The sequence below is a fragment of the Sulfurospirillum sp. UCH001 genome, assembly GCF_001548035.1.
Taxonomy (GTDB): domain Bacteria; phylum Campylobacterota; class Campylobacteria; order Campylobacterales; family Sulfurospirillaceae; genus Sulfurospirillum.
Genome location: NZ_AP014723.1, coordinates 186184 through 212292 on the forward strand (window position 1 = coordinate 186184; position 26109 = coordinate 212292).

General features: G+C 36.2%; 29 protein-coding genes. 20 read left to right on the top strand and 9 right to left on the bottom strand.

Annotated features, from left to right (window positions below):
- Nucleotides 1–23 precede the first annotated feature (23 nt).
- Nucleotides 24–2426: a hypothetical protein gene (locus tag UCH001_RS00960; RefSeq protein ID WP_067173039.1), complete on the top strand. Its 2403-nt coding sequence runs from the start codon at nucleotides 24–26 to the stop codon at nucleotides 2424–2426.
- A 52-nt stretch (nucleotides 2427–2478) separates the two neighbouring features.
- Here the strand turns inward: UCH001_RS00960 and UCH001_RS00965 are convergent, their stop codons facing one another.
- The gene (locus UCH001_RS00965) at nucleotides 2479–3897 is read right to left on the bottom strand and encodes an aldehyde dehydrogenase family protein (RefSeq protein ID WP_067173042.1); all 1419 of its coding nucleotides are present in this window, start codon (nucleotides 3895–3897) and stop codon (nucleotides 2479–2481) included.
- Nucleotides 3898–3914: 17 nt separating this feature from the next.
- On the bottom strand, nucleotides 3915–4811 hold the full coding sequence (miaA, locus tag UCH001_RS00970; protein ID WP_067173045.1) for a tRNA (adenosine(37)-N6)-dimethylallyltransferase MiaA: 897 nt from the start codon (nucleotides 4809–4811) through the stop codon (nucleotides 3915–3917).
- Between the two features lie 135 nt (nucleotides 4812–4946).
- On the opposite strand from miaA, the gene mqnP reads away from it, so the two are divergent.
- Genes mqnP through UCH001_RS00985 form a run of 3 tightly spaced genes read left to right on the top strand, consistent with a single transcriptional unit; the run spans nucleotide 4947 to nucleotide 6856 of the window.
- Nucleotides 4947–5816: a menaquinone biosynthesis prenyltransferase MqnP gene (gene mqnP, locus UCH001_RS00975; protein WP_067173048.1), complete on the top strand. Its 870-nt coding sequence runs from the start codon at nucleotides 4947–4949 to the stop codon at nucleotides 5814–5816.
- 4 nt (nucleotides 5817–5820) lie between these two features.
- The gene (locus UCH001_RS00980) at nucleotides 5821–6351 is read left to right on the top strand and encodes a hypothetical protein (RefSeq protein WP_067173051.1); all 531 of its coding nucleotides are present in this window, start codon (nucleotides 5821–5823) and stop codon (nucleotides 6349–6351) included.
- Entirely contained in the window at nucleotides 6341–6856 is a 516-nt protein-coding gene (locus tag UCH001_RS00985; protein WP_067173054.1) for a DUF6115 domain-containing protein, read from the top strand. Before UCH001_RS00980 ends, UCH001_RS00985 begins: the two co-directional genes overlap by 11 nt.
- A 33-nt stretch (nucleotides 6857–6889) precedes the next feature.
- Here the strand turns inward: UCH001_RS00985 and UCH001_RS13480 are convergent, their stop codons facing one another.
- Both UCH001_RS13480 and UCH001_RS00995 read right to left on the bottom strand, forming a co-directional pair.
- Nucleotides 6890–8335, bottom strand: coding sequence for a methyl-accepting chemotaxis protein (locus tag UCH001_RS13480; RefSeq protein WP_067173057.1), 1446 nt, complete (start codon nucleotides 8333–8335; stop codon nucleotides 6890–6892).
- Nucleotides 8301–8813, bottom strand: a complete 513-nt coding sequence (locus UCH001_RS00995) for a PAS domain-containing protein (RefSeq protein ID WP_067173061.1) — start codon at nucleotides 8811–8813, stop codon at nucleotides 8301–8303. The genes UCH001_RS13480 and UCH001_RS00995 overlap by 35 nt, the downstream gene beginning before the upstream one ends.
- Nucleotides 8814–8961: 148 nt before the next feature.
- On the opposite strand from UCH001_RS00995, the gene moaA reads away from it, so the two are divergent.
- Nucleotides 8962–9930, top strand: coding sequence for a GTP 3',8-cyclase MoaA (gene moaA / locus UCH001_RS01000; protein WP_067173064.1), 969 nt, complete (start codon nucleotides 8962–8964; stop codon nucleotides 9928–9930).
- Here the strand turns inward: moaA and UCH001_RS01005 are convergent.
- Nucleotides 9912–11066 (bottom strand): molybdopterin molybdotransferase MoeA, encoded by a 1155-nt coding sequence (locus tag UCH001_RS01005; protein ID WP_067173067.1) that lies wholly within the window; start codon nucleotides 11064–11066, stop codon nucleotides 9912–9914. The two genes, moaA and UCH001_RS01005, sit on opposite strands and share 19 nt — an antisense overlap.
- An 80-nt stretch (nucleotides 11067–11146) precedes the next feature.
- Here UCH001_RS01005 and UCH001_RS01010 point away from each other — a divergent pair, with 80 nt between their 5' ends.
- The 15 genes from UCH001_RS01010 (at nucleotide 11147) to UCH001_RS01080 (ending at nucleotide 23231) form a co-directional block, all read left to right on the top strand.
- Nucleotides 11147–11557 (top strand): hypothetical protein, encoded by a 411-nt coding sequence (locus UCH001_RS01010; protein ID WP_067173070.1) that lies wholly within the window; start codon nucleotides 11147–11149, stop codon nucleotides 11555–11557.
- A gap of 1 nt (nucleotide 11558) precedes the next feature.
- Entirely contained in the window at nucleotides 11559–12227 is a 669-nt protein-coding gene (locus UCH001_RS01015; protein ID WP_067173072.1) for a 16S rRNA (uracil(1498)-N(3))-methyltransferase, read from the top strand.
- Nucleotides 12228–12324: 97 nt separating this feature from the next.
- Nucleotides 12325–12525, top strand: coding sequence for a 50S ribosomal protein L31 (rpmE, locus tag UCH001_RS01020; protein WP_025343427.1), 201 nt, complete (start codon nucleotides 12325–12327; stop codon nucleotides 12523–12525).
- Nucleotides 12526–12537: 12 nt separating this feature from the next.
- Nucleotides 12538–13350, top strand: coding sequence for a 16S rRNA (cytidine(1402)-2'-O)-methyltransferase (rsmI, locus tag UCH001_RS01025; RefSeq protein WP_067173075.1), 813 nt, complete (start codon nucleotides 12538–12540; stop codon nucleotides 13348–13350).
- A gap of 91 nt (nucleotides 13351–13441) precedes the next feature.
- Complete coding sequence (gene rlmB / locus UCH001_RS01030; protein ID WP_067178430.1) at nucleotides 13442–14125, top strand: 23S rRNA (guanosine(2251)-2'-O)-methyltransferase RlmB; 684 nt, start codon at nucleotides 13442–13444, stop codon at nucleotides 14123–14125.
- Entirely contained in the window at nucleotides 14118–15047 is a 930-nt protein-coding gene (locus tag UCH001_RS01035) for a hypothetical protein (RefSeq protein WP_067173078.1), read from the top strand. The genes rlmB and UCH001_RS01035 overlap by 8 nt, the downstream gene beginning before the upstream one ends.
- Nucleotides 15044–15859, top strand: a complete 816-nt coding sequence (locus UCH001_RS01040; RefSeq protein WP_067173081.1) for a hypothetical protein — start codon at nucleotides 15044–15046, stop codon at nucleotides 15857–15859. The genes UCH001_RS01035 and UCH001_RS01040 overlap by 4 nt, the downstream gene beginning before the upstream one ends.
- 12 nt (nucleotides 15860–15871) lie before the next feature.
- The gene (locus tag UCH001_RS01045; protein ID WP_067173084.1) at nucleotides 15872–17083 is read left to right on the top strand and encodes an LL-diaminopimelate aminotransferase; all 1212 of its coding nucleotides are present in this window, start codon (nucleotides 15872–15874) and stop codon (nucleotides 17081–17083) included.
- Nucleotides 17084–17086: 3 nt separating this feature from the next.
- Nucleotides 17087–18358, top strand: coding sequence for a homoserine dehydrogenase (locus tag UCH001_RS01050; protein WP_067173088.1), 1272 nt, complete (start codon nucleotides 17087–17089; stop codon nucleotides 18356–18358).
- Nucleotides 18358–18684 carry a YraN family protein gene (locus tag UCH001_RS01055; protein WP_067173091.1) on the top strand — a complete coding sequence of 109 codons (327 nt, stop codon included), beginning with the start codon at nucleotides 18358–18360 and terminating at the stop codon, nucleotides 18682–18684. Before UCH001_RS01050 ends, UCH001_RS01055 begins: the two co-directional genes overlap by 1 nt.
- A gap of 85 nt (nucleotides 18685–18769) precedes the next feature.
- Nucleotides 18770–19087, top strand: coding sequence for a thioredoxin (trxA, locus tag UCH001_RS01060; protein WP_039671931.1), 318 nt, complete (start codon nucleotides 18770–18772; stop codon nucleotides 19085–19087).
- A gap of 115 nt (nucleotides 19088–19202) precedes the next feature.
- Entirely contained in the window at nucleotides 19203–20135 is a 933-nt protein-coding gene (locus UCH001_RS01065; protein ID WP_067173094.1) for an NAD(P)/FAD-dependent oxidoreductase, read from the top strand.
- An 18-nt stretch (nucleotides 20136–20153) separates the two neighbouring features.
- Nucleotides 20154–20921, top strand: coding sequence for a 4-hydroxy-tetrahydrodipicolinate reductase (gene dapB, locus UCH001_RS01070; protein WP_067173097.1), 768 nt, complete (start codon nucleotides 20154–20156; stop codon nucleotides 20919–20921).
- Between the two features lie 19 nt (nucleotides 20922–20940).
- The gene (gene purF / locus UCH001_RS01075; RefSeq protein ID WP_067173100.1) at nucleotides 20941–22278 is read left to right on the top strand and encodes an amidophosphoribosyltransferase; all 1338 of its coding nucleotides are present in this window, start codon (nucleotides 20941–20943) and stop codon (nucleotides 22276–22278) included.
- Entirely contained in the window at nucleotides 22278–23231 is a 954-nt protein-coding gene (locus tag UCH001_RS01080) for a TIGR01212 family radical SAM protein (RefSeq protein WP_067173103.1), read from the top strand. Before purF ends, UCH001_RS01080 begins: the two co-directional genes overlap by 1 nt.
- A gap of 6 nt (nucleotides 23232–23237) precedes the next feature.
- Here the strand turns inward: UCH001_RS01080 and UCH001_RS01085 are convergent, their stop codons facing one another.
- From UCH001_RS01085 to UCH001_RS01100, 4 genes are read right to left on the bottom strand one after another with little or no spacing between them, the layout of a single operon-like run.
- Nucleotides 23238–23780: a DUF2393 family protein gene (locus tag UCH001_RS01085; protein ID WP_067173106.1), complete on the bottom strand. Its 543-nt coding sequence runs from the start codon at nucleotides 23778–23780 to the stop codon at nucleotides 23238–23240.
- Between the two features lie 10 nt (nucleotides 23781–23790).
- Nucleotides 23791–24327, bottom strand: a complete 537-nt coding sequence (locus UCH001_RS01090; RefSeq protein ID WP_067173108.1) for a DUF2393 family protein — start codon at nucleotides 24325–24327, stop codon at nucleotides 23791–23793.
- Nucleotides 24317–25000: a bifunctional phosphoribosyl-AMP cyclohydrolase/phosphoribosyl-ATP diphosphatase HisIE gene (hisIE, locus tag UCH001_RS01095; protein ID WP_067173112.1), complete on the bottom strand. Its 684-nt coding sequence runs from the start codon at nucleotides 24998–25000 to the stop codon at nucleotides 24317–24319. Before hisIE ends, UCH001_RS01090 begins: the two co-directional genes overlap by 11 nt.
- Complete coding sequence (locus tag UCH001_RS01100; protein WP_067173115.1) at nucleotides 24997–26091, bottom strand: SPFH domain-containing protein; 1095 nt, start codon at nucleotides 26089–26091, stop codon at nucleotides 24997–24999. Before UCH001_RS01100 ends, hisIE begins: the two co-directional genes overlap by 4 nt.
- Nucleotides 26092–26109: the final 18 nt, after the last annotated feature.

Here is a 26109-nt window from a genome sequence, read left to right on the forward strand (position 1 = left end):
CCTTATTTTGCTATAATGTAGTTATGAAATCTATTTTAATCTTCCTTTTAGCATCGGTACAACTTCTTGCGCTAGAGATTGTTCTAAACAGCGGTAAAGAGAGCAAAGTCAACTATGCAATCTTGCATGTTATGGATGCAAAACCTTTTTTATGTCAAACTATTCCTGATGCCCTCGATAAAAAACACTATATTTGTAAAATTGATCGCCCGATTAACAAGCCGATTGAATCAAAAAAAATGAAGCTTGCAGAGCTTGATTTTTACGAAAAAGATGGTGAATTTTATGTGACAATCGATCCAAAGGTTGATTCAAAACTGATTCCTGTAGAAGAGAGTCTTTATTTAAACAGTGAGATTTTGACCAAGCCTAAAGAAAAACTTTATAGCCATTGGACTATTTTACTTCAAGAAAAACCTCTTTACGAAGAGAATAGTGCGCGTGATGGACTAGACTTTCCTGTAGATTTTCCTAAATATCAAAAACCTTATATTGGAGCGCTTGATCTTAACGGTGCGCCTATCTCTTATGCGCAAAGTAAAGATATAGGTCTTTATTTAGAAATCAAACAAGAGTATGAAAACGGATATTATGATAGTGTAGTCAAAGATGTTAAACGTGTTTTGACACTTTTCCCTAATTCAATTTTTAGAAGTGAATTAGAGCTTTATCAGATGCGAGCAATGGATAAAATCTTAAGTGCAAAAGGCGAAGATAAATCGGATAATTTGGCATTTAATGATAATGATATCGTCAATGTAGGAAAACGCTGGACAAAAGAGTTTGCAAGTGATGAAAATATCCCAGAAGTGCTAATGTTGATGACTAAAGCTTATATCAAAATAGGCTCTAAATCAGATGCAAATTATTTCATTGATATTTTAGTAAGCGAACATCCAGATAGTCTTTTTACCAAAAGAGCGATCTTACTTTATGCAGATAATCTTTTCCTCAAAAAAGAGAAAGATAAGGCAATGAAGCTTTATTTGGATGTACTCTATAGCGCTCAAGATTTGGATATCGCGTCAGAAGCAGCCATTCGCTTGAGCGATCATCAAATGGATGCTGGTAAGATGAAAGAGGCAAAAGAGTATTTGCTCAAAGTACTCAATGTCAATGCACAATTCCTCCTTAAAGATAAAGACGCAAGCTATAAACTTGCACGTCGTTTGTTTGAGCACCGTTTATACGATGTGGCTGCAAAAATTACAGATTTATTATTGGAAAATACTCCTAAAAAAGCGGATAATCGTGAACTACTTCTGAAAGAAAGTGGTGATTGGCATGCGAAAGCGAATGAAGTTGAAGCGGCACATGCACGTTACCAAGAGTATTTGAGCGATTATAAAAATAGTGGTGAATACGTTCAAGAAGTGAATGAGAGTTTAGATGAACTCTTCTTTAAATTAAGTGAAAATAACGAAACAAAACTTGCCAATTATTATGATAAATTGATCGAAAAATACAGCAATGAAATTGGTCAAAAAGCATTACTGGAAAAAGCAAAACTCCTTCTTAAACAACAACGTTTTGAAGAGGTGTTGGTGCTTCAAAAAGAACTTGAAAAAGTACCAGATCGATTTGAAATTAAACCAGAAGAGCTTATCTATGAGGCTGCAAAATCATTGGCTTTACAAAACCTTCAAAAAGATGAGTGCCAAGCCGTTGTCACTATGATTGAAACGTATAAACTTCAAATAGGCGAAAAAGAGTATGAAGAAAAACTCTTCCAATGCTTTATGCGTACGTCAAGGTTTGAAAGAGCGCGTGAGATTTCAAGTAGCCACTTGAAAGATAGTGCATTGCAAAGCCGTTATAAATGGGCGCAAAAAGAGGTGCAAGCTCTTTTTATGATGGGCAAATACCAAGAGGTTATTGGGTTTAAAGAAGATTTGAAAACACTCTCATTTTCACTTAGAGAAAAAATTGGATTAGAGACCATTCGTGACCTTTTCTTCTCATTGGTAAAACTCAAAAATCTTGAAGGGGCAACATCGCTTGTGGAGAGTATAAAAATTTTATATCCTGATGAATCAACCAATTTAGATATTTACTATGAAATTGTCAAAATGGCGGCAGATGCTAAAAATGACCTTCTTCTTGTAACCTATGCACAAGCTATTATAGAGATGCAAAAGAAGTTTAAATCTACAACGTTAACACCAACGGTTGAGTTTAGCTATATAGATGCTCTTAAACGTCTAGGACGTGATGATGAAGCTTTGAGTATTGCCGAATCCCTTTTACCACTCTCTTTAAATAACAAAGATAAAATACGACTCTTTTACCAAGCAGGAGAACTCAGTCTAAAACGACAAGAGAATGCTAAAGCCAAAGAGTATTTTACGAAGTGTATAGCAATCAATGACAACAGTACGTGGAAGGGTATTTGTCAACAAAACCTTGACTTATTGATCGCACAATAAAAAAAGAAAGGCTTCTCTCATGTCATTTGAAAGAAGCCTAAAGCAGCAACTGTTAAAACAGAATAGACTTAATCTCGCTAAATGCATCCATAGAATACCTGCCACCCATTCTTCCGAGTCCTGATTGTTTCATTCCTCCAAAAGGTGGATGTTTGGCTTTAGACGTGCTTGTGTTGATGAGAACTCTTCCACTTCGTATGTGTCTAGCGAATGCAAGTGCTTTTGCTTTATCGTTTGAAAAGACATAGGCTGAGAGTCCAAACATGGTATTGTTTGCCATGATAAGGGCATCTTGCTCATTTTCATAAGGTAACACACATAATACAGGTCCAAAAATCTCTTCTTGCACAATTTTTAAATTTTGATCATGACAGATAAAAATCGTTGGTTTTACAAAATAGCCTTTTTCAAATCCTTCAGCTTTTCCAAGCCCTCCACAAAGAAGCTTTGCACCTTCATCAATACCGCTCTTTATGTAAGATTGTACTGTATCAAACTGTTTTTGATTGATCATCGGACCTAGTTGTGTCGTTTCACTTTTTGGATCCCCGATGTTAAGGGTATGGATATAATCCAACAAGAGCTGTTCTACTTCTTCTAATTTATGTTTAGGAACTAAAAGCCTGCTACCTGCGTGGCACGCCTGTCCACTGTTGCTATATGCGCTACTAAAAATATGAGGAATGGCATCTTTAAAGTTAGCATCTTCTAAAAGAATGGTTGGGGATTTTCCACCAAGTTCGAGGGTCATACGTTTAATGGTTCTTGAACAGTTTTCAAAAATTTTTTTACCGGTTCTGGTACTTCCTATAAATGAAATAGCATTAATAAGAGGATGTTTGGTGAGCACTTCACCGACACACTCTCCTGTGCCATGTACGATATTGATAACACCTTTAGGAACATTGGCTTTATGCAAGCATTCTAAAAAAGCTTGTGTTTCAAGCGCATTAAATTCACTGGGTTTAATAACAAGAGTACAGCCAAGTGCGATAGCAGGTGCTATATTGCCACAAAGGTGAGCAAGGTTTGCATTCCACGGAATGATAACACCGATGACACCGACTCCTTCCTTTATTGTCATAGAGTAGTCATCTTTTTTAACAAAGTCATATGTTTTTAGTTCTTCTTTGATGGTTAAAAAAAGATTGATGGCATTTTGAGTTCGTCTAGTCGTTGTTTTAATGGTTGCACCAAATTCTAAAACAGCTAAATCTATCAGTCTTTTTTCATCTTTAAGAAGTTCATCATGAATGCGCTGTAAAATCTCCATTCTCTCTTCAATCGATGTGTGTGAGAAAGATTCAAATGCCTTAGATGCGCAGTGTATTGCTTCGTTCATTGCATCAGGGGTGCTTAAATAAATTTGAGCAATTTCTTCTTCTGTGGTAGGATTTTTGAGAATAAGGTTTTCATTAGAATTAATATGTGTAAATTCACCATTGATATAGTTTTGATTAATAACTTTCATCGTATGTACCTGTTTCATTATGATTTAAAATATGTTTCAATTCTTTCAAAGAGTGATGCTACATCACCTTTGATATGGGGTGGAAATTGTGAGGTGTTAAATGTGCGTTGGCGTTTTGCTAAATGAATAGTATTTAAAACGATGCGTTCTTCAAGTCCCTGCATTTTGAATTTTCCATCAAAATAGTCCAAAACCTCTTTAATTCCAATAGCTTTCATACATTGAGGAGCTCTTGTGTAATGCTTTTCCAAATAAAATACTTCATCTATAAGCCCTGCTTTTATCATCATTTGTGTCCGCAGCGCAATTTTTTGTGCCAATACTTCTTTGGGAATATCAATTTCAAATAACGCAACGTCTTTGATAACAGGTTCTTGTTTAGCATGTGTAAGATAAATAGAAGGTATTTCATTTGTGGTTAAAAAGATTTCAAGCCATTTTTCAATACGGTAGCGATCGTTTGAGGCAATTTTGGTTGCATACAAAGGGTCATGTTCTTGCATTAAAGTATATGATGCTTCAAGATTGAGTAAATGATGATCTATGACCTCTTTGACATGCAATGGTATTTCAGGTTTTGTGCTCAAGCCTTCCATCATGGCTTTGAGATAAAATCCTGTTCCTCCCACAATGATAAGATTTTTTCCTTCATTAATGGCAGCTTCATATGCTTCTTTATAAAGTGTAAAAAACATTGTCACATCAAAATGCTCCCTTGGGCTAAGAACATCCATACCAAAATGGTGTATGCCATGTCTTTCTGCAAGTGTAGGTTTTGCAGAGGCAATGTTAATCTCCTTGTAGATACTGAGGGAATCAAGCGATAAAATATGTGCATTATAGTTTTGGGCTAATTCAATAGATAATGCTGTTTTCCCAGAAGCCGTTGAGCCTAAAATAGCGATTGTTTTCAATGGATTTTTCTCTTAGCGTGTCAGTCTTAGCACGCTTTGTACTTTTGCGTCTTTTAGCGGTGCTATGCGTGCAATTATAACACTTTTAAAGGGTTTTGTTGTAAAATCAGCTCATTTTAAACGTAAAGGTTAGTATTGCAGCAACTCTGGCTAAAACTCAAAGATATTAGTGATTTGATTGTTTTTAAACACTCTGTTTTCGCACTTCCGTTTATTTTTACAGCGATGATTGTCTCATCCAAAGCAATCAATGGTAGTATGTGGTTTGGATTTAAACTGTTTATTCTAGGGCTACTCGCAGCAGTGAGTGCTCGTAATTTTGCGATGGCATTTAATCGTTATGCAGATCGTGACATTGATAAGTATAACCCTAGAACAGCAAATCGTCCGAGTGTGGATGGAAGAATTGGTGCAAAAAATATGCAGCTTTTTATTGCACTTAACGCACTTATTTTTATTGTAGTTGCCTATATGATCAATGATCTTGCGTTTTATCTGAGTGTACCCATTTTAATTATTTTAGGTGGGTATTCACTTTTTAAACGTTTTTCTCCTTATGCACATCTGGTACTTGGAGTCTCTTTAGGTTTAGCCCCTATTGCGGGCGTGGTTGCAATACAAGAATCCATTCCAATGTGGTCAGTCCTTCTTTCCATTGGAGTGATGTATTGGGTTGCGGGATTTGATCTACTCTATTCACTTCAGGACATGGAGTACGATAAAGCCAATGGGCTTTTCTCTATTCCTTCTCGTTTTGGTCAAGATGCGACATTTTTTATTTCACGTCTTTTTCATGCACAGACTGTTCTTTTTTGGTTACTTTTTGTGATCAATGCTGAATTAGGATTTTTTGCGTACGTAGGTGTGGTAGTTGCTGCTGTGGTACTTTTCTTTGAGCATCGCATTGTATTGAAAGATTTTTCAAAAATTGATCGAGCATTTTTTACCCTTAACGGTTATTTAGGTGTTATCTTTTTTGTACTGATTTTTTTAGATAGGATATAAAAATATGGAAGATATCCGTTTAGTCCCTGCGTTTTTAAAGGTAGCCTACGAGCCAAGTAGTTTAGAAAATACCTTTTTCATACAAGAGTACTATGCACTTATGCAGCTTAATGACGATCCTTTAGGGCTTTGGCTAAAGTCTTCCAAAATTCGTAAAGAATCTGAACAAAGCGATCAAGTACTCTTAACATTGATGATTGAATTACATCGAAAAATAGATAAACTGACACATCTTGTAACCAGCGATAAACCTTTGTATTTACCTTTAGCGTTACAAGGGAATATAAAAGCAATAGGTCATGGCTATTTGGAATTTGATACAGCAGTACTTATTCCTAAAGAGAGTTATTATGCACGTATTGATATGCCAACATTTCCAAAACGCCAGTTGCCACTCTTTTTTGAGGCAATCAGCGAAAATCTAGGGAAAATAGTCATGATGCATAAAGATGATGAACAAGATTGGAGTGCCTATATGGTAGCATGTGAGCGTGTCATGATACGCCAAATGAAAGGAAATCAAAGTGAGTATTGAGACATTAGCATTTATTGCATTAGCGGCTCTTGTGGTCATCATCTTTTTGATGGTGTATATTCGCGATGTTGAAGTCAATAAAAAGCTGTTGATTTATGAAAAAAGTATTGAAGAGCTTAATTACCAAAATCATGTTCTTAATAAAACATTGAATGAACTCTCTATGGCAACAAAAGAGCCAGCAGTCGATCCTAAAGCTCTTGAGAGCAAAATATTGAATCATGTGAAAGAAGAAATACATCAAAGTGTTTTACCACTGGTTGGTTCACTCAAAGATGTTGAAAAAATCATGCAAAATTTTCGTGATGAACAAAGTGCACGTATTGATCGTTTAGAGAATCGTACGAAAGAGATGAGTTTTGCCTCTTCTTCTCCTTCAAGCTCTAATGAAAAAGTGATTGTCTCTCAATATGCTAAAGGTAGAAGTGAAGCTGAAATTGCTAAAGATTTACGAATTGGTATTGGAGAAGTTGATTTAGTATTGAAGTTGGCTAATTTAAAGTAAGAGGATTGAATCCCCTTACTTCTTAACTATATATCACATTGCGCGTTTAAGCTCTTGAGTGTGTTCTTCAACCATTTTATCGAGTGTTGCAAGAAGGGTCGCACTATTTGCTTCTAGTTTTTTGAAGACATTAATATAATGCGCAACATTATCCACGTTATAGCCCACTTTTGCTAATTGCTCATTTTCATTCATACACTCAATAATTTGTGAAAGTGCTGCATCGAGCATGTGGTAAGATTTTGTATGCTCAAAGCGTTCTTTGATAATTGGACTTGTATGCCATGTTCTAAATTTGCAGTTTTCATTCTTAACAAATTTTCCATCTGCTCTTTCGTTAAGAACTTCTTCATAGGTATTTGTTTTACAGAGAATATGATCTGTTTTAGCTAATGTCGTTCTAATTTTACTATCAAGTGAGTAAGAGATGTTGGCGGTAACATTTGCATCTTTATTAAACTCTTTTAACGCTTCTTCAAATTGAATAACATTTTGTCCACTGTAATTTGCAATAACATTGATACGATCTGAATTAGAATGAATGCCATTGGTTTCTTGTTGGAGTGTTTGAATGGTCATTGCAATTTCTTGTGTCGCTTTTTGCGTACGTTCGGCTAATTTTCTAACTTCATCCGCAACAACCGCAAATCCACGTCCATGCTCACCCGCGCGCGCAGCTTCAATGGCAGCATTAAGTGCCAATAAATTGGTTTGATCGGCAATATCTTTAATCAAATTGACCACGGAAGAGATTTCATTTGTACGATCACTCAGTGAGGTGATCGCTTCGTTAGTGCTCATAAGCAGTTCAAGTAACTCTTTAATACCATTGGATAACACCATAACGGTTTGCAAACTGTCATCAGATTTTTTAGCAGTAGATTTTGACATTTCAGTAATTTTTGCCATCTCCTCAATGCTTGTGAAAAGATCGTGTTGTATACTGTTGATACCTTTGCTACCGCCGCCAAGATCAGAGAGTGCAGAAGAAAGCATTCCTCTAGCTTTTCCTTTTTGCCCTTCAGAAATCCCTTTAACGCCTTCTGAAAGATAGCGTGCATTGACAGCAAAGAGCCCACGAAAACCTTCATTAAAGATATTACGATATGTTTTACCTTGACTTGCCGATTCTATAGATGTTTTTGTCTCTCGCATTAATGCTTCCATTTGGTCTAAAAGGTCATTAATGGCATAAGCAACTTTTCCCAGAGGTTTTTGTGGATCAACATTGACAATACGAGGTTCTAAATTGCCTTGTGCGGCTTCTTGAACGACTCGTAAAACCTTTTCATAAATCTCCGCATCACATTGCATGGTTTTTCGACTTCCAAAAAAAGAGCCAACAGCAACACCTAAAAGGATTCCTGATGTTGTTACGTTCTCAGTATAGCCTGTAACATAACTTCCAATGGCGATGAAGAGAAGGATCGAAAAAAAGACTAGTTTATAATCGTTGCAAAGTGTTAGAAAACTCTTCATAACTGACTCCTTTTTGATTTAATACATCAGTAAGATAAGCTTGTGAAGCTTCCATCCCACCTGTTTTTTCAAGTTCCAAAAGTTTTGCATAAAGAGGTTGGATAATTTCCAATGCTTTTGGATTTGCTTTACGTCTAACAGAGTAATATCCAATGATTTTCCCAGATGGGTCCGTTGATGCGGTGACATTGGCATAAACCCAATAGTAACCTCCATCAAAACTCAAATTTTTAACATAAGCAAAGATTTCTTCTTTGTTTTTGACTTTATCCCATAAGAGTTTAAAAACGATGCGTGGCATATCAGGGTGCCTAATGATGTTATGCGGTTTTCCTAAAATTTCTTGCTCACTTGCCCCTACAATTTTAATGAAAGGTTCATTGCAGTAAGTGATCTTGCCATGTATATCGGTTTTAGAAACCAAAAATGCATCAGCACTTACATTGTGTTCCTTGTTATTCGGTATAGGTTTCTGCATTCCTAATACTCCTTATAAAGAAAAATGTCACATAATTCTAGCTCAATCCATTTTAGAGATAGCTTGGAAATTCTGATACTCATATTCTACAATCTATATTGTTGATATTTATGTATAATACCTTTCGCATTAAATCAAGAGGGAAAACATGTTGGTTGATGGATTTGGAAGAAACGTTACGTATCTTAGAGTTTCAGTAACGGAAAGATGTAACTTTAGATGTCAGTATTGTATGCCTGAAAAGCCCTTTTCTTGGGTTCCAAAAGAAAATTTACTGAGTTTTGAAGAGTTGTTTTTATTTGTCAAAGTGGCAATTGATGAAGGTATCACAAAAATTAGAATCACAGGCGGAGAGCCTCTGCTTAGAACCGATTTAGATAAATTTATTGCCATGATTAATAATCATAAAAGTGGACTTGACCTAGCGCTTACAACAAATGGTTTTTTACTAAAAGACGCTGCACAAAAACTTAAAAATGCAGGACTTCAAAGAGTCAATATCTCTTTAGACAGTCTCAAACCAGATGTTGCTGGTAAAATGGCTCAAAAAGATGTTTTAGCCAAAGTACAAGCAGGTATTGAAGAAGCATTGCGTGTTGGTCTAAAAGTCAAGATTAATATGGTCCCAATTAAAGGCATCAATGATACAGAAGTGTTAGATGTTTTAGAGTACGCCAAAGAGCGTGGCATGTCTATACGTTTTATAGAATATATGGAAAACACCCATGCAAAAGAGAAGCTCAAAGGTTTAAGCGGGCAAGAAGTACAAACTATTATTGCTCAAAAATACCATTTTAAAGAGATAGGTCGCGTAGGACCAAGTCCTGCACATCTTTTTGAGTTTGATGACGGCTATATCTTTGGTATTATTGATCCACATAAGCATGATTTTTGTGAAGATTGTAATCGTATTCGCCTCACTGCAGAAGGAATGCTCATTCCTTGTCTCTATTTTGATGAAGCGATGAGCATTAAAGATGCTGTTCACAATGGAGACGTTGCAAAAGCGGCTGAGGTTTTAAAAGAAGTCTTACGTAATAAACCTGAAAAAAATAAATGGAGCGATGATGATCAAAATGAGACTTCTAATCGCGCCTTTTATGAGACAGGTGGATGAGTGAAATAGAAGAAGGGAATTTCCTCTCCTTCTTCTATAACTTCTCTATCTTCCATCAATGTGTAGCCATTACATTGGCTAAGTATATTTAATCTTCCTGCCTCATAGTATGGCGCACATACAAAGTTTCTTCCATCACTATAGCCTGGAATCGCACTCATACAATTATCTCTGCACGTAATGCGTTTTTGATTAATACAGGTAATAAAATCTGGAATGATACAACGCAAATGCTGGAGTTGTCTGAGTAAAGGAACACCGAGCATTTCAAAGCCTAGCATACATCCAAGAGGCAGTCCTGGAAGATGTAAAATAGGTTTGTCATCGAATAATGTCAGTGAGGTCGGTTTTGCTGGTGCTATACGAACATGATGAAAAAGAGGCATCAATATTTTTGTTTCAAGTAAATGGCGCATAGCGTCATGACGGCTAAGAGCACCTGTTGTCATCACACAATCGGATTTGTTTGCCAGTTGTTTTAACTCACTTAATATCTTTTCTTCATTTTCTTTACAAACGACAATTTCACCGATTTTACCGCCTAACTCAACAATACGCGCAGCTAAACTCATCGCATTAGAGTTGTTGATTTCTCCTGATGCGAGTTGATTACCGATACTTAAAATACTGATTGTTGGTTTTTGAATAACTTTTACTCTGCTAATGCCTTGTGCTGAGAGAGCTGTTATTTTTTGTGCACTGATATGCTCATATTGCTTAAGTAACCACTCTCCTTGTGCGATATCTTCACCTTCTTTTTTAATGTGCTGTGCTTGAGTAACATGTAAAGGAATTGTAATGCGATCTTCGTGTTCTGACGTAACATCTTCTTCTGCAATAATGGTATCAGCACCTTTTGGGATGCGCTCTCCTGTTGAGAGTCTAACACCATATCCTATTGGAATAGGAGTAGGATATGGAGGAGAAAGGAGTGTATAAGAGGTTATTTGAGTATCAAAAGCGATCCCATAACCTTCTTTAAGGCTCATAGGGTATTTTGGGAGTGCAAATTTTGCATAAACATCACCACCTGAAATACGATTGATTGCTTTTAAAAGAGGCAAAGTTTGATCTGTCTGTAAAGGTTTAATGTGTGTTTGAATAATTTTGAGTGCTTCTTGGTACGAAATAGGCATGGTTTAACCTTATGATTTATGGGTAATATTATACTAAAATGGATACAATCTTGGATTATTTTTGTGAAGGATTTTTCATCATGGAAGAGCTGATACGCTTATCGAGTCAACTACACTTAGTATTTGTTATTCTACTTGCTGTATTGATTGCCCTTAACCTTTATCTTCTTAAAAGCGATAAAACATTTCTCAAACTTTCAAAAAGACTTGAACTGATCGCCCCTCAATACTATATTGTACTCTCAGCCATCTTTTTTACAGGTATTATTGTTATGGCCGTACGTCAATTTGCATTCTCTTTTACTGTTTGGGTTATGATAGCAGTTTGGGTAGCCATAATTGCTTTTGGTATCAGAGGACATAAAATGTATAAAAGAATAGAGCGAACAGAAGCTTCTCAAAGCGCTTATAAACGGTATGCAATTAAAAAATATACACTTGATTTTATAGCACTGGTTATCACAAGTTTACTCTTTTATATGGTGCATTAAAATGCAATTTGTTTATCATCCAAACGCGGGATTACAAACTCTTCATGTTGATACAAGAGAGTATGAACATATCTTTAAGGTACGCCGTATAAGTGTTGGAGAAACACTCTGGTGGCGAAATTTAGAAGATTCTTTCGTATATGAATATCAAATTTCTCAAATAGGGAAAAAAGAGGCAGAGCTTGAATGCATTGGACAGAAAGAGCTTCTTATACTTCCTTCAAAAGTATTTCATTTAGGCTGGAGCATTATAGATCCCAAAATTATTGAAAAAACACTGCCCATGCTGAATGAACTTGGTGTTTCTAAGATAAGCTTTGTCTATGCAGAGTTTTCGCAAAAAAATCATAAATTGGATATGGAACGCATCAAGCGCATTTTAATTAACTCATCTCAACAATGTGGAAGAAGTCTTTTAATGCAGATTGAGGTTTTTCCTAGCATTCACCATTACATTGAAGCATATCCAAAGAGCGCTGTTCTGGATTTCGCTGAAAAAAAACTGAACTCAAATGAAGAGATATCATCACTTCTTGTAGGTCCAGAAGGTGGGTTTAGTACAAAGGAGCGTAATTTACTTCAAAATCAGCCCATCGTTGGGTTGATATGTAACACGATTTTGCGAAGTGAAACAGCTGTTGTGGCTGCCGCTTCCAAAATATTGGCATGACTTGAAATAATGAATCTTTTGTGCTATAATTTGCACCCTTTGGCAAGACGTGCCAAATAATAGATTTTATTTTTATGAATAATTAAGGAAAAACATTATGAAAAAAGATATTCATCCAGAATATGTACCATGCGTTGTAACTTGTGCATGTGGCAATAGTTTTGAAACTATGTCTAACAAAGCTGAGTTAAGAATCGATATTTGTAGTTCATGCCATCCGTTCTTCACGGGCAGTGAGAAGATCGTGGATGCTGCAGGTAGAGTTGAGAAATTTAAGAAAAAATATAGCTTAAAATAGTTCTTAAAACCATTGATCTATTTTATTCCTACTCCTATAGGAAATTTAGATGACATCTCTGTTAGAAGTCTTAAACTTCTAGCAGAGTGTAAAACTCTCTTCTGCGAAGATACACGAATTACTAAAAAACTTCTTTCCCTTCTTTCTCAAAGACACAATGTATCTTTTAATATCGAAAATTTTATTTCAATGCACTCTCATAACGAAGATGCTGTTTTATCAAAGATCGATAAAACAGTTTTTGACGAAACTGTCGGTTACTTGAGTGATGCTGGAATGCCAGGAATTAGCGATCCTGGAAGTGCATTAGTACGTTTTTGTCAAGAAAATGCATTGCCTTATGAAATCCTCCCTGGTGCTAATGCCGCACTCTTAGCGTATGTTACCAGTGGTATTGAAGTACACCAATTTTTGTTCTATGGTTTTTTATCACATAAAGGGATAGAGCGTCAAAATGAACTTTTTGAGGTGCTCAATTCACCTTATGCCGTTATCCTCTACGAATCTCCACATCGCATTGAAAAGCTTTTTGAAGAGTTAGCAAAGTTTGGACCAAATCGTCAAATATTCGCCATTAAAGAAGCAACCAAATTATATGAAAAACGCTTTCTGGGAACATCAATAGAAGTTAATGATGCTTCTAAAACAGCGAATCTGAAAGGTGAATGGGTTGTAGTGATTAAACCTGAGGTACAAAGCGGTGGCGAGCCTATTACAAAAGAAGATTTAATAGGACTTGATCTTCCTCCTAAGCAAAAAGCTAAACTTCTCTCCAAACTTACAGGCGAGAGCATTAAAGAATGGTACACTAAACTTCAAAATTAATGTCCCTATTTTGTTACATATAATGTCCTAAAAATAGCGTTTTACATTAAAGATAGTATTATTTTAAGCCAGTTTGGATACAATAATTGCCATGATAATTTATGGAAAACAACTCTTTTTACATCTGTTAAATCACTATCCTTCGAGGATTGAGACGGTATTTTTACCTAAAAAATGTGACCCTAAACTCTTCTCACAGATTGCACGTGTTACACAAAAAATCTGTACAATTGATGAGCGAAAAGCACAGGCTCTTTGTCATGGAGGAAACCATCAAGGCTTCATTGCCGAGATTAGAGATCTTGAGCTGACGTCATTCAATGAGATTAAGCATGGCTCTTTTTTAGTCGTACTGGATGAAGTAACGGATGTAGGAAATATCGGTGCTATTGTTCGTAGTGCATATGCCTTTGGAGCGGATGGTTTGATTTTGAGTGGCATGAAAACATGTAACTTGGAAGCTATTTTACGTACAAGTAGTGCAGCTGCATTTGAATTACCAATTGCATTATGCCCATCAACCCGTGATATGCTGAATGAGCTTAAACAAGTTGGATTTACACTATACGGCGCAGATATGGGTGGTGTAGATGTCAAAGAAGTTTCATTTGCACCTAAACGCGTTTTAATTATGGGAAGTGAAGGCAAGGGATTGTCTCCTAAAGTCAAAGAGAAATTAGACACAATTGTGTCGATTAAAATGGCAAGAGCATTTGACTCTTTAAATGTGAGTGCTGCTGCAGCAGTACTTTGTGATAGGATTGCCAATGGATAATGATATCAGGGTATTAGAAAAGATTGGTTTGCAAGAGGTTTGTAAAAAAACTCATATCGAAGTAAAACAACTAGAGTACATGATCAATAATCAGTATGACAAACTCAATAAAATCAATACACTTGGTTTTGTTAAGATTCTCTCACGCGAGTACAAGCTTGATTTAACAGATTGGCTTGAAGGGTTCCATGACTATTGGGTTGAGCATAAAGCTGAAGAAGATCCAAATAAAGAGAAAATATTTATTCGCGCAAAAAGTGATCGCCCTTACAAAAAAGCAGCATGGATTTTTATACTAATTTTCGCAATAGCTGGGGCGTTTGGCGTATTTTCAATTTTCAAAATTGAGATTAACTTCGACATTATGAATTTTTTAGATAAAACAAAAGTTGAGGCAAATCAAACCAGTGCATTTCAAGCCGCACCCGTAGTACAAGAAGCAGCAACGTCACTTGGCGTAAAAGTTGAAGAACGCGTAATCACAGAAACAAATAGCAGTAATAGTACTGTACAAGCCGTAGTTGTAAGTATTGATGAAAATTTAACACGCAAAACAGAAGCAAACGATACGAATGTTACCAGTAATATACCTCTTCCGATGCTGCCAGAATCCAATACAGTCTTAGTGAACACCGTTCCAAAAAACAATGCAATTCTTATGCCTACAAAACGCATTTGGATTGGATTTATCAATTTAGAAACCTTTGCGCGAAAAGAGAGTACAAGCGATCAAAATATTACAATTGATTTGACAAAACGTCAAATAATCAAAACAGGTAATGGCTTTTTTAAACTTTCCTATGATGGTAGTATTGAAGATTTTACAGAACAAGGTTCGACACGTTTTTTAGTAGAAAATGGAACAATGAAAAAAATATCTGAAGAGAAATTTATAGAGCTTAATCGAGGCAAAAACTGGTGAAAAAATTACTTCTTATCCTAACCCTATCGCTCTCTTTATTTGGTGCACAAACACTTCAAGAAAAAATTAGAAGTTTTGTGGGCGCTTCAAAGTATGAAACACAAAAGAATTTAATTCAAGTGCTTTTTGCACAAAGCAATAGTTTTGTCAAGCCTAATGGTGAAGTAGATAGTGTTAAAGTTATTTCTGTGCTCAAAAAAAATGGACTATTACAACTCTTATACGATAGACCTGTGCAGTTACGTTTAGCATTTCGTACACAACAAGATCCATTAATCTTTTTAAAAATCGTCAATGAGTCTTTGGAAGCCATGGGCTATAACTATTTTTTAACCAATAATGCATTACGCGATAGTGCAGGGTTTGTATGGGAAATTTATTTACAAACAGAACACATTGTTGATCCTGAAGCTTTCTCAAATGCCCTTGAGGCTAGAGGATGCACTATAACGAATATCGTAAAAAATGAAGACCACTATTGGTTTTATGACATCGATTCAAGCAATGCTTATTTAGGCGCAAAAAAATTAGAAAGTGGTGTTACAACTCCACTTGGAAAGCCTCTAAAGCCTTATTGGATTGATGTGAAGGGTATGAAAGAGGTAGCAATAACGGTTCACTCAGGTGATCGTTGGTTTCCTGATGTTGTCTTCTTCGATGAAAATTTACATCTCTTAAGTGATGTAAAGTCTGAAGAATCGACGCGAACTCTGAAGCTAAAAGTACCTAGTAATGCCGTTTATTTAAAAATTGGTGATGCTTTTATGCTTGAGAATATAAAGCATGGATTATCTGTGCATGTAAAAGAGTAATAGGAGAATAAAATGTTTGATGAAATTAGATTTAATACAATTGATAGATTACCTGGGTATGTTTTTGCTCAAATTAATGAATTAAAGTTAGCTGCACGTCATGCGGGAGACGATATTATCGACTTCTCAATGGGAAATCCTGATGGAAGAACACCACAACACATTATTGATAAACTCGTAGAGTCTGCACAAAAAGATGGTACTCATGGTTATTCAGTAAGTAAAGGTATCTACAAACTTCGTCTAGCAATTTGTAACTGGTATGCTCGTAAGTACGGTGTTACTCTAGATCCTAATACAGAAGCCGTTGCAACGCTTGGTAGTAAAGAAGGTTTTGTGCATTTAGCACAAGCGATTATGAATCCAGGTGATGTTGCGGTTGTTCCAGATCCTGCGTATCCAATTCATGCGTATGCATTTATGATTGCAGGTGGTAATGTTCATAAATTTGGACTCGACTATAATGAAAAATATGAACTAGATAAAGAGCAATTTTTCATCAAACTGAAAAAAGTATTTAAAGAATCAGCTCCTAAACCGAAGTTTGTTGTTGTTAACTTCCCTCACAACCCAACGTGTGTCACAACGGATCTCTCTTTTTATGAAGAGCTCGTAGCTTATGCTAAGGAAGAGCGTTTTTATATTATTAGCGATATTGCCTATGCTGATCTTTCTTTTGATGGCTATGAAACACCTTCTATTTTACAAGTAGAAGGTGCAAAAGATGTTGCCGTTGAATGTTATACACTTTCAAAAAGTTACAATATGGCAGGCTGGCGTGTTGGTTTTGTTGTAGGAAATAAAAAGCTTGTTGGTGCACTACAAAAAATTAAATCATGGTTTGACTATGGGATGTTTACTCCAATTCAAGTAGCTTCTACCATTGCATTGGATGGACCACAAGAATGTGTTGATGAAATTAGAGAAAAATACCGTAAACGTAGAGATGTCTTGGTTGAAAGTTTCAACAATGCAGGATGGCCTATGGAGAAACCACAATCAACGATGTTTGTATGGGCGAAAATTCCAAAAGTTGCTGAACATTTGGGCAGTATGGAGTTTGCAAAACAATTGTTAAAAGAAGCAAAAATTGCAGTAAGCCCAGGTGTAGGTTTTGGTGAGAGTGGCGAAGGTTATGTACGAATTGCTTTGATTGAAAATGAAAATAGAATACGCCAAGCAGCACGTAATATTAAAAAGTATTTGAAGAGTTTAGAAGGCTAGAGAATGATCAAAGTTGGAATTATTGGTGTAGGAACTGTTGGTAGCCATGTTGTTAAAATTTTACAAGAGAATGAAGATATTATTACAGCGCGCAGTGGCAAGAAAATTGTTCCTATTATAGGTGTCGTAAAAGATACTACAAAAAAAAGGGATGTTAACATCTCTTTAAGTAGTGATGTAAATGACATTTTAGACAATCCTGAAATCGATGTTGTTGTCGAATTGATGGGGGGTGTAGATGAGGCTTATAAAATAGTCACAAAAGCACTTAAAAATAAAAAAGCCGTTGTTACAGCCAATAAAGCACTTTTGGCTTACCATCGTTATGAATTACGTGATCTTGCAGGTTCAACTCCAATTGGCTATGAAGCCAGTGTTGCGGGTGGAATTCCGATTATCAAAGCACTTCGAGAAGGGCTTAGTGCCAATCATATAGAAGCTATTAAAGGCATCATGAATGGTACGTGTAATTTTATTTTGACGAAAATGATGAATGAAAAAGCAGAGTTTGCAGATGTCTTAAAAGAAGCACAAGCACTAGGTTATGCAGAAGCTGATCCAACTTTTGATGTCGGTGGATTTGATGCAGCGCATAAATTGCTTATCTTAGCGAGTATTGCGTATGGAATTAATGTGAAGCCTGAAGAGATTCTCATTGAAGGTATTGAGAATATCAATAGTGAAGATATTTATTTTGCTAAAGAGTTTGGTTATAACATTAAGCTTTTGACAATTGCGAAAAAAAGTGGCGATCAAGTCGAGCTTCGTGTCCATCCCGCTTTAGTCCCAACCAAGCAAATGATTGCAAAAGTAGATGGAGTCATGAATGGTATTAGTGTTATAGGTGACCGTGTAGGTGAAACCATGTATTATGGTCCAGGCGCAGGTGGAAGTGCAACAGCAAGCGCTGTTGTTTCAGATCTTATTGACATCGCTCGCCACACACAAAATTCACCAATGCTTGGGTTTATAAAACCTCTTGAAAAGAGCGGTTTAACACTCATGAATAGAGATGATATCTGTACACAATACTATATACGTGTTACAGTGGCAGATAAAATAGGTGTCTTATCAAAAATTTCTGAAATTTTAGGCAAACATTCTATCTCTATTAGTAGCTTTTTACAAAAACAAGATGCTAAACGTGAAGAAAGCGCAGTACTGCTTTTTTCAACACATACGTGTAAAGAGAGTAATATTCAAAAAGCATTACACGAGCTTAGTGAACTAGAATTTGTTGAACTCAAACCTGCTATGATTCGCATTGAGGCGTAATGAGTTTAAAAATAGGAAATGAGGCTGAAGATAAAGCCTCTTCCTATCTTCAAAAAAAAGGTTATACCATTCTTGAACGCAATTTTCACTCCAAGTTTGGTGAGATAGACATTATTGCGCAAAAAGAGAATGTCCTTCATTTTTGCGAAGTTAAATTTTCACAAAATTATGATCCAATTACGCGTATTACCTCTTCAAAAATGAATAAAATCATTAAAACAATCAACTATTATTTATTGACACATGCACATTCATGTGATTATCAAATTGATGCAATTTTAGTTACACCAGAAAATATAGAGATAATAAAAAATATTAGTTACTAAAAAAATAACTTTATGTGCTATGGTAATTTTAAAGTTAGAGTGAGTATAATTGATCATCTATAAAATAACGTTTTAGGGGAAAAAAATGGGAAAATATTTAGAGTTAAATGCATCAAATTTTGATAGTACAGTAGCTGAGGGTGTTGCATTAGTAGATTTTTGGGCACCTTGGTGTGGACCTTGTCGTATGATTGCTCCAGTTATTGATGAATTAGCAGGCGATTTTGATGGTAAAGCAAAAATCTGTAAAGTGAATACAGATGAAGAGCAAGACGTGGCGATAAAATATGGCATTAGATCAATTCCTACAATCCTTTTCTTTAAAAATGGTGAATTGGTCGATCAAATGATTGGTGCATCGTCTAAACAAGTTTTAGCTGATAAAATTAATTCACTTCTTTAATCAAAATTTCTCAAGGGAGTCGTTAGACTTCCTTGACTGCAGTACCTCTTTTGGGCTATGAACATGATTTGTATAGCATGTCATTACTCAGTCTAAAAAAAGATAAGGAAAAATCATGTTAGATCTAGCAATTATTGGTGGTGGTCCAGCTGGCCTTAGTGCCGGATTATATGCAACACGTGGCGGCTTGAAAAACGTAGTAATGTTTGAAAAAGGTCTTCCTGGCGGACAAATTACCAGTAGTAGTGAAATAGAAAATTATCCAGGAAGCGCAGAAATATTAAGTGGTTTAGATTTTATGGCGCCTTGGTCAGAACAGTGTATGCGTTTTGGTCTAAAACATGCAATGGAAGAGGTTACTAGAGTTTCTAAAAATAGCGATGGTACATTTCAAATCAGTCTAGCTGGTGGTAAAAGTGAACAGGCTAAAAGTGTTATTGTATGTACAGGTAGTACTCCTAAAAAAGCTAATTTTGAAGGCGAGGCTGAATTTTTTGGCAAAGGTGTAAGTACATGTGCAACATGTGATGGGTTTTTTTATAAAAATAGAGAAGTTGTAGCTCTTGGTGGTGGAGACACTGCCCTTGAAGAGGCTCTTTATCTTTCACATATTTGTTCAAAAGTCTATTTAGTTCATAGACGTGATACGTTTAGAGCAAGTCCAAGTACTATTGAAAAAGTTAAAAATAATCCTAAAATTGAACTTGTTTTGAATGTGAATGTTAAAAAAGCCTATGGTGATAAAATGGGCTTAAATGGCATTATTGTTGTAGATTCAGCGGGCAATGAAAGAGATATTGCTGTACCTGGTGTTTTTGTTTTTGTTGGAATGAATGTTAATAATGCGATTTTAAAGCAAGAAGATGGAAGTTTCTTATGTGATATGGATGAGAATGGCAATGTTGTTGTTGATCTTAGTATGCATACTTCTGTTAAAGGTCTTTTTGCAGCAGGTGATTTAAGAATTAAAGCATCAAAACAAGTTGTGTGCGCAGCAGGAGATGGTGCGACTGCTGGTATTCAAGCATTAGAATATGTGAACCATTAAGAAGAAGGAAAATTGAGAATGATAAATGTTGGAATTCACGGCTCAACGGGTAGGGTAGGCAGACTACTCATTGATAACCTCCTCAAAGATAAAGAGGCAAAACCTCATGTTTTACATGCCATTGAAGATTTTGGCTTTACTACCCCAAAAGATGTAACGATTACCGATGATGTCAGTGCTCTTTTACAAAAAAGCGATGTTGTGATTGATTTTACTATCTCAATGGGAACAGAAACACTTTTAGAAAATGCTCTGAAACATCCAACACCTCTAGTAATTGGAACAACAGGACTCAATGAGCATCAGCAAAACCTTTTAAAAGAAGCATCAAACAATATGCCTATTCTTTACTCGACAAATATGTCTTTAGGCGTTGCAGTACTTAATCGTTTAGTAGAACTTGCTTCTAAAAGCCTCAGTGATTTTGACATTGAAATTGTAGAACAACATCACCGCTTTAAAAAAGATGCACCAAGTGGTACAGCATTAACTCTTGGTGAACATGCTGCTCGAGGACGTGGACTTAATTTAGATGACGTACGTGTGAGTGGACGTAATGGACTTATCGGTGAAAGAACAAAAGATGAAATTGCCATTATGGCACTTCGTGGTGGTGATATCGTAGGACGTCATACCGTAGGATTTTATAATGATGGTGAATTTATTGAAATGAACCATACAGCAACCAGTCGTGATACCTTTGCTAAAGGCGCTATTAAAGCCGCAAAGTGGATCATTAATCAACCTAATGGTCTTTATACAATTAGCGACTGTTTAGGTCTTTAAAAAAAGGTAATATAAATTTATGTGTGCGATTGTTGGTGTATTTGATGTAAAACATGCTTCTAAAATAGCCTATTATGCTCTGTTCGCGATGCAACATCGTGGTCAAGAGGCAACAGGTATCAGTGCCAGCGATGGCAAGAAAATTCGAACACTGAAAGACAATGGTTTAGTCACTGAAGTCTTTAATGAAGAAAAACTATCCTTCTTGCATGGTGATATGGCGATAGGACATAACCGCTATTCTACAGCAGGTAGTGACTCTGTAAGAGATGCTCAGCCCGTTGCTGCCAGTTATAAACTAGGAGATATTTCTATTGTTCACAATGGAAATCTTATCAATAAACACGAAGTAAGAAGTAAATTGGTTGAGCAAGGTGCAATATTCCAGTCATCGATGGATACGGAAAATATTATTCATCTTATCGCTCGCTCTCAACAAGGTAAACTCAAAGCTCGTATTATTGAAGCACTAAATGTTATCAAAGGTGCTTACTGTCTTTTGATTCAAAGCCGATCTAAAATGTTTGCCGTGCGTGATCGTTATGGTGTACGTCCCCTATCGATTGGCAAGATGAAAGAGGGTGGATACATTGTTGCAAGTGAAACGTGTGCACTTGATCTTGTAGATGCTGAGTTTGTAAGAGATGTTAGACCTGGTGAAATGATTATCTTCCAACATGGAAAAGAAGAGTTTGAAAGTATTCAACTTTTTGAGCCTGATCCGCATATTTGTGCTTTTGAATTTATCTATTTTGCAAGACCTGATAGTGTTATTGAGGGTAAAAACGTTTATTCTGTACGTAAAAAAATGGGCATGAAGCTAGCAGAACTCGCTCCTGTGGATGCTGATTTTGTTATTCCTGTACCTGATAGTGGTGTAAGTGCGGCTCTTGGGTATGCACAAGCAAGTGGAATTCCTTTTGAAATGGCTATTGTGCGAAACCATTATGTTGGAAGAACATTTATTGAACCTACGCAAGCAGTACGTGATCTTAAAGTAAAGCTCAAACTCTCACCTATTCATAAAGTCTTAGAGGGCAAAAAAATCGTTGTCATCGATGATAGTATTGTAAGAGGTACAACATCACGACAGATTGTTAAAATGCTTAAACGTGCTGGTGCTGCTGAAGTACATATGCGTATTGCAGCTCCTACAATCGAACATCCTTGTTTATATGGAATTGATACACCAAGCTATAAAGAGCTTATTAGTGCTAATAAAAACGTTGAAGAAGTCAGAGAATACATTGAAGCAGATTCGCTCGCATTCTTAAGTATTGATGCGCTTAAAGAGAGCATTGGGAATGATATGAACTATTCATTGGTTAGTTTTGATGGAAACTATTTCATTAAATAATGCGCGAGATTTTAACCGCAGGACGGTATTTTAGGAGAAAATTTGGGGAAAATGTCTATAAAATCCCCATTTCTATCTCTGGATTTACCTGCCCAAATATTGATGGAACCGTAGCTCGTGGGGGTTGTGTTTTTTGTGAGAACGAATCATTCAGTCCCAATTTAGAGCATAATCAACCTAAACGATTCTTTCTCAATCCAACATCTGAAAATCCTTATTTGAATTTTCAACTTATCCAGCTTGAAGCCCAATACAAAAAAACAAAAGCTGTACTCACTAAGAAATTTGGTGCGAAAAAATTTATTATTTATTTTCAATCCTTTACCAATACCTATGCACCATTGGACACACTCAAAGCACTTTATACAAAAGCATTAAGCTTCGAGGGTGTTGTTGGACTGAGTATTGGTACGCGTACAGATAGTATTACCGAAGAAGTCATTACTTATTTGGCTGAACTTTCTAAAGAGCGTGAGATATGGGTAGAGTATGGTATACAATCTTCTTCCGATGAAACATTAAAACGAATTAACCGTGGGCATGATAGTAGTAATATTGAAAAATATATCAATTTAACACATCAATATGGGTTAAAGATGTGTGCGCATGTTATTTTTGGACTTCCTGGTGAAACACCTCAGATGGCGTTAGAGAGTGTTAAATTTGCACTGAGACTGGGTGTGCATTCTTTTAAATTTCATCCACTGTATGTTGTGAAACGTACTGCATTAGCAAATGATTTCAACCGAGGGGAGTTCACTCCTATCTCTGAAGAGTGTTATATTCAAACATTGATTGAGGCAATTAAACTCTTACCTGAAGATGTTATGCTACAACGTGTTAGTGCAGGCATTGAAGATGATACACTTCTCTCACCAGCATGGTGCTATACCAAACATCAACAGATGTTTAATATCCGTGAAGCGCTCAAAAAAGAGGGATTGGCTTACTAATTTATATTAGTGACAAAAAAGCTCGTAGCGTGTGTACGGTTTAGCGTAAGAAGATGGATAGCGCATAAAAATAGTAAAGTTGCGCATTTCTCCCGTATGTAAGTTTTCTGCAATCACAAACTCTTTAGTGGTTTCAACGGTAGGGCTTTTCTCCCCCCAATTAAAAAGATTGTCTAATGCAGATTTTGGAACAAATATGGCAGAGTCTGCTCCAATTTTCTCAAGCGAATCATTGGCTATTTTGACTTCTAAAACGCACTGTCCTATTTTAAAATTCCCAATATTGCGTATTTGTCCTGAAATAGAAAAAGATTCATTGATGAGGACTTTTTTTTGGACAACATTCTCAAGGCGAGCAATTTTTGTGTATTTATCGATTCCGTAAATAGTAAAAATAGCAAAAATGGTCATAATAAAAAGTGTTGCAAGAATTGGAGCTAGAAGAGAACTTTTACCATCATGATTACGAACACTCAAGACAATAATTAAAATAGTAAGTAAGCCAATAACAATAACAGCAAACCAATGGAGTATTGTAAAATAGGTCAATAGAGCTCCTTTAGTAGCATTCCGCTTTCAGCGTTGCATTTACATCGCCGTTGTATCTAAAATCTTCAAAGACACTTTGAAAGTCTAAAGAGCCTTCTTTAGGGAGATTTTCTTTAACGAATATCGACTGATTGGCAATCGGCTTTAGTTTATTAATAAAGGCTTTCAACCCTTGTGTAGCAACTTGTTTGTAAACAAAAGTTTGAACCAAACAGATAGTGAAATCTTTTTGAGAAGCGTTGTATATAGTTCCTTCAACGATTAACGAATCAGAAAACGTTAATTTTTTAACCATATTGACTTCTGTTGTTGTTGGTCGTATCGTTTCACCCAATTTGATTTTAATAAAAAAAGGTGAAACGACTAATAAAATCAGTGCAAATATGATCAGTAGAAGCGAGGCTACTGCTGAGCGTTTAGCAATAAGACTTGCTAATATAATGAGCACTAAGAAGGTAAAAATGAGCCAGCCAAATGCCAAATAATCATATAGACCAAAATGTTTTATATAGGTCAATAGTGATAATTTGATGGCATCAGTGTTCATTGCGGCTATTTTTCTCCTCTATACCACTTAAACCAAAGCGTCTTTCAAGTTCTTTAGAAATGAGTGATGGATGAATGTTCTTTGCACCTAATGCAACAAGAGCATGGAACATAAGATCAGCAGCTTCGTAAATAATTTCTTTATTATCGTTATCTTTGCATGCAAAACAAAATTCTCCAGCTTCTTCAACCACTTTTTTTAAAATGCTATTATCACCTTTTTGAAGTAAAGAGGCAACATAGGAGCTTTTCGGATCTGCATGTTTACGTTCTTGAATAATATGATAAATTTTATCACTAATGGAGTATGCAGGGATATCTTTAGCAGATTCCTTAGGAGCTTCTTCAACATCAATACGGTTAAAAAAGCATGAGCTTCGTCCTGTATGGCATGCAACGCCTTCTTGTTCAACTTTAAGAAGCAAGGTATCACTATCGCAGTCGAGATAAGCCTCTTTTACATGTTGAATATGCCCACTGGTTTCACCTTTTTTCCAAAGGCTTTCACGACTTCTAGAATAGTAGTGTGCAAGACCTGTTTGCAGAGTCAAAGAGAGCGCTTCTTCGTTCATATAAGCCAACATTAGCACTTCTCCACTCTTTGCATCCTGTGCAATGACAGGAAGCAAAGGTGTTTTATTCCAATTGATAGAATTTAAAAGTGAAGAACTCATTTGGCTACACTAACTGCTTTTTGGCTATCTTTAGTATCTACCCAGATATTTGGGACTGCCCCGCCAGGTGTTAGGAAAATCTTTGCATCTTTGTTTTCACGAAGAGCTTCGTTGAATTTACCTTGAACTTCGATTTGACGTAAGTTCAGAAGAGATCCTGAAATACTTTCAGAGATTTTTTTATTCGCATATGCTTCAGCATCAGCTTCGATTTTTACAGCATTAGCTTGACCTTGAGCATTAATCTCTCTAGCTTTAGCTTGACCCTCAGCTTCTGCAGCACGTTTTAAAGCTTCTTGATTTGCTTTTTCAACTTCATACTTTGTACGCTCAACTTCTTGTCGTGCTACTTGAACACGCTCAATTTGCTCTTTAATTTTGACAGGAAGCACAATTTCACGAAGTTGTACAGTAAGAAGTTCAACAGGTTGACCTGGTTGTGCATCAATGGCTTTACGAATACCTTCTTCGATGTTTACTGCAATTTCATTACGTTTTTGTGGAAGTTCTTCAGCGTTAAATTTACCAACAACACTACGTGTGACATCACGAACAACAGGGTTAATGATTTTATCTTCCCATGACATACCCCATGTTGCAATCGTTTGAGGTGCCGTTGCAGGTTCTAGTTTGTATTGAACGGTGAGTTCGATGGACACAGGTAAACCTCTTGCATCAAGAACCGAGATAGCTGCATTACGTTTAATGCCAGAACCTCTTTGAATCACTTCACCCAAATCTTCGCTTGAGGAGTAGTTCATAATGCGTACTTTTGTATCAACAATAAAGACTTGTTGAATAAAAGGAATAAAAAGGTGGAAACCTGGCTCCATCGGTGTTGGTTGAAACTTACCAGTGGTTGCTTTAATACCCATCTCTCCTGAGTTAATAATCACAAAAGGTTTTGCGATAACTGCAATAACAACAATGGCAATGAGCACATACAATAAGCCTGCCTTTTTACCAAGGTTTTTCATAAAATCAGGAGGATCCATATTGAAAGGTGTGCGATTGTCGTTATCGTTTCCACCGTTATTTCCACTTCCTCCACTGTTTTTCTTTTTAAAATAATCGTTCAAATCTGCTGGCATAATTTTCCTTCGGTTCAA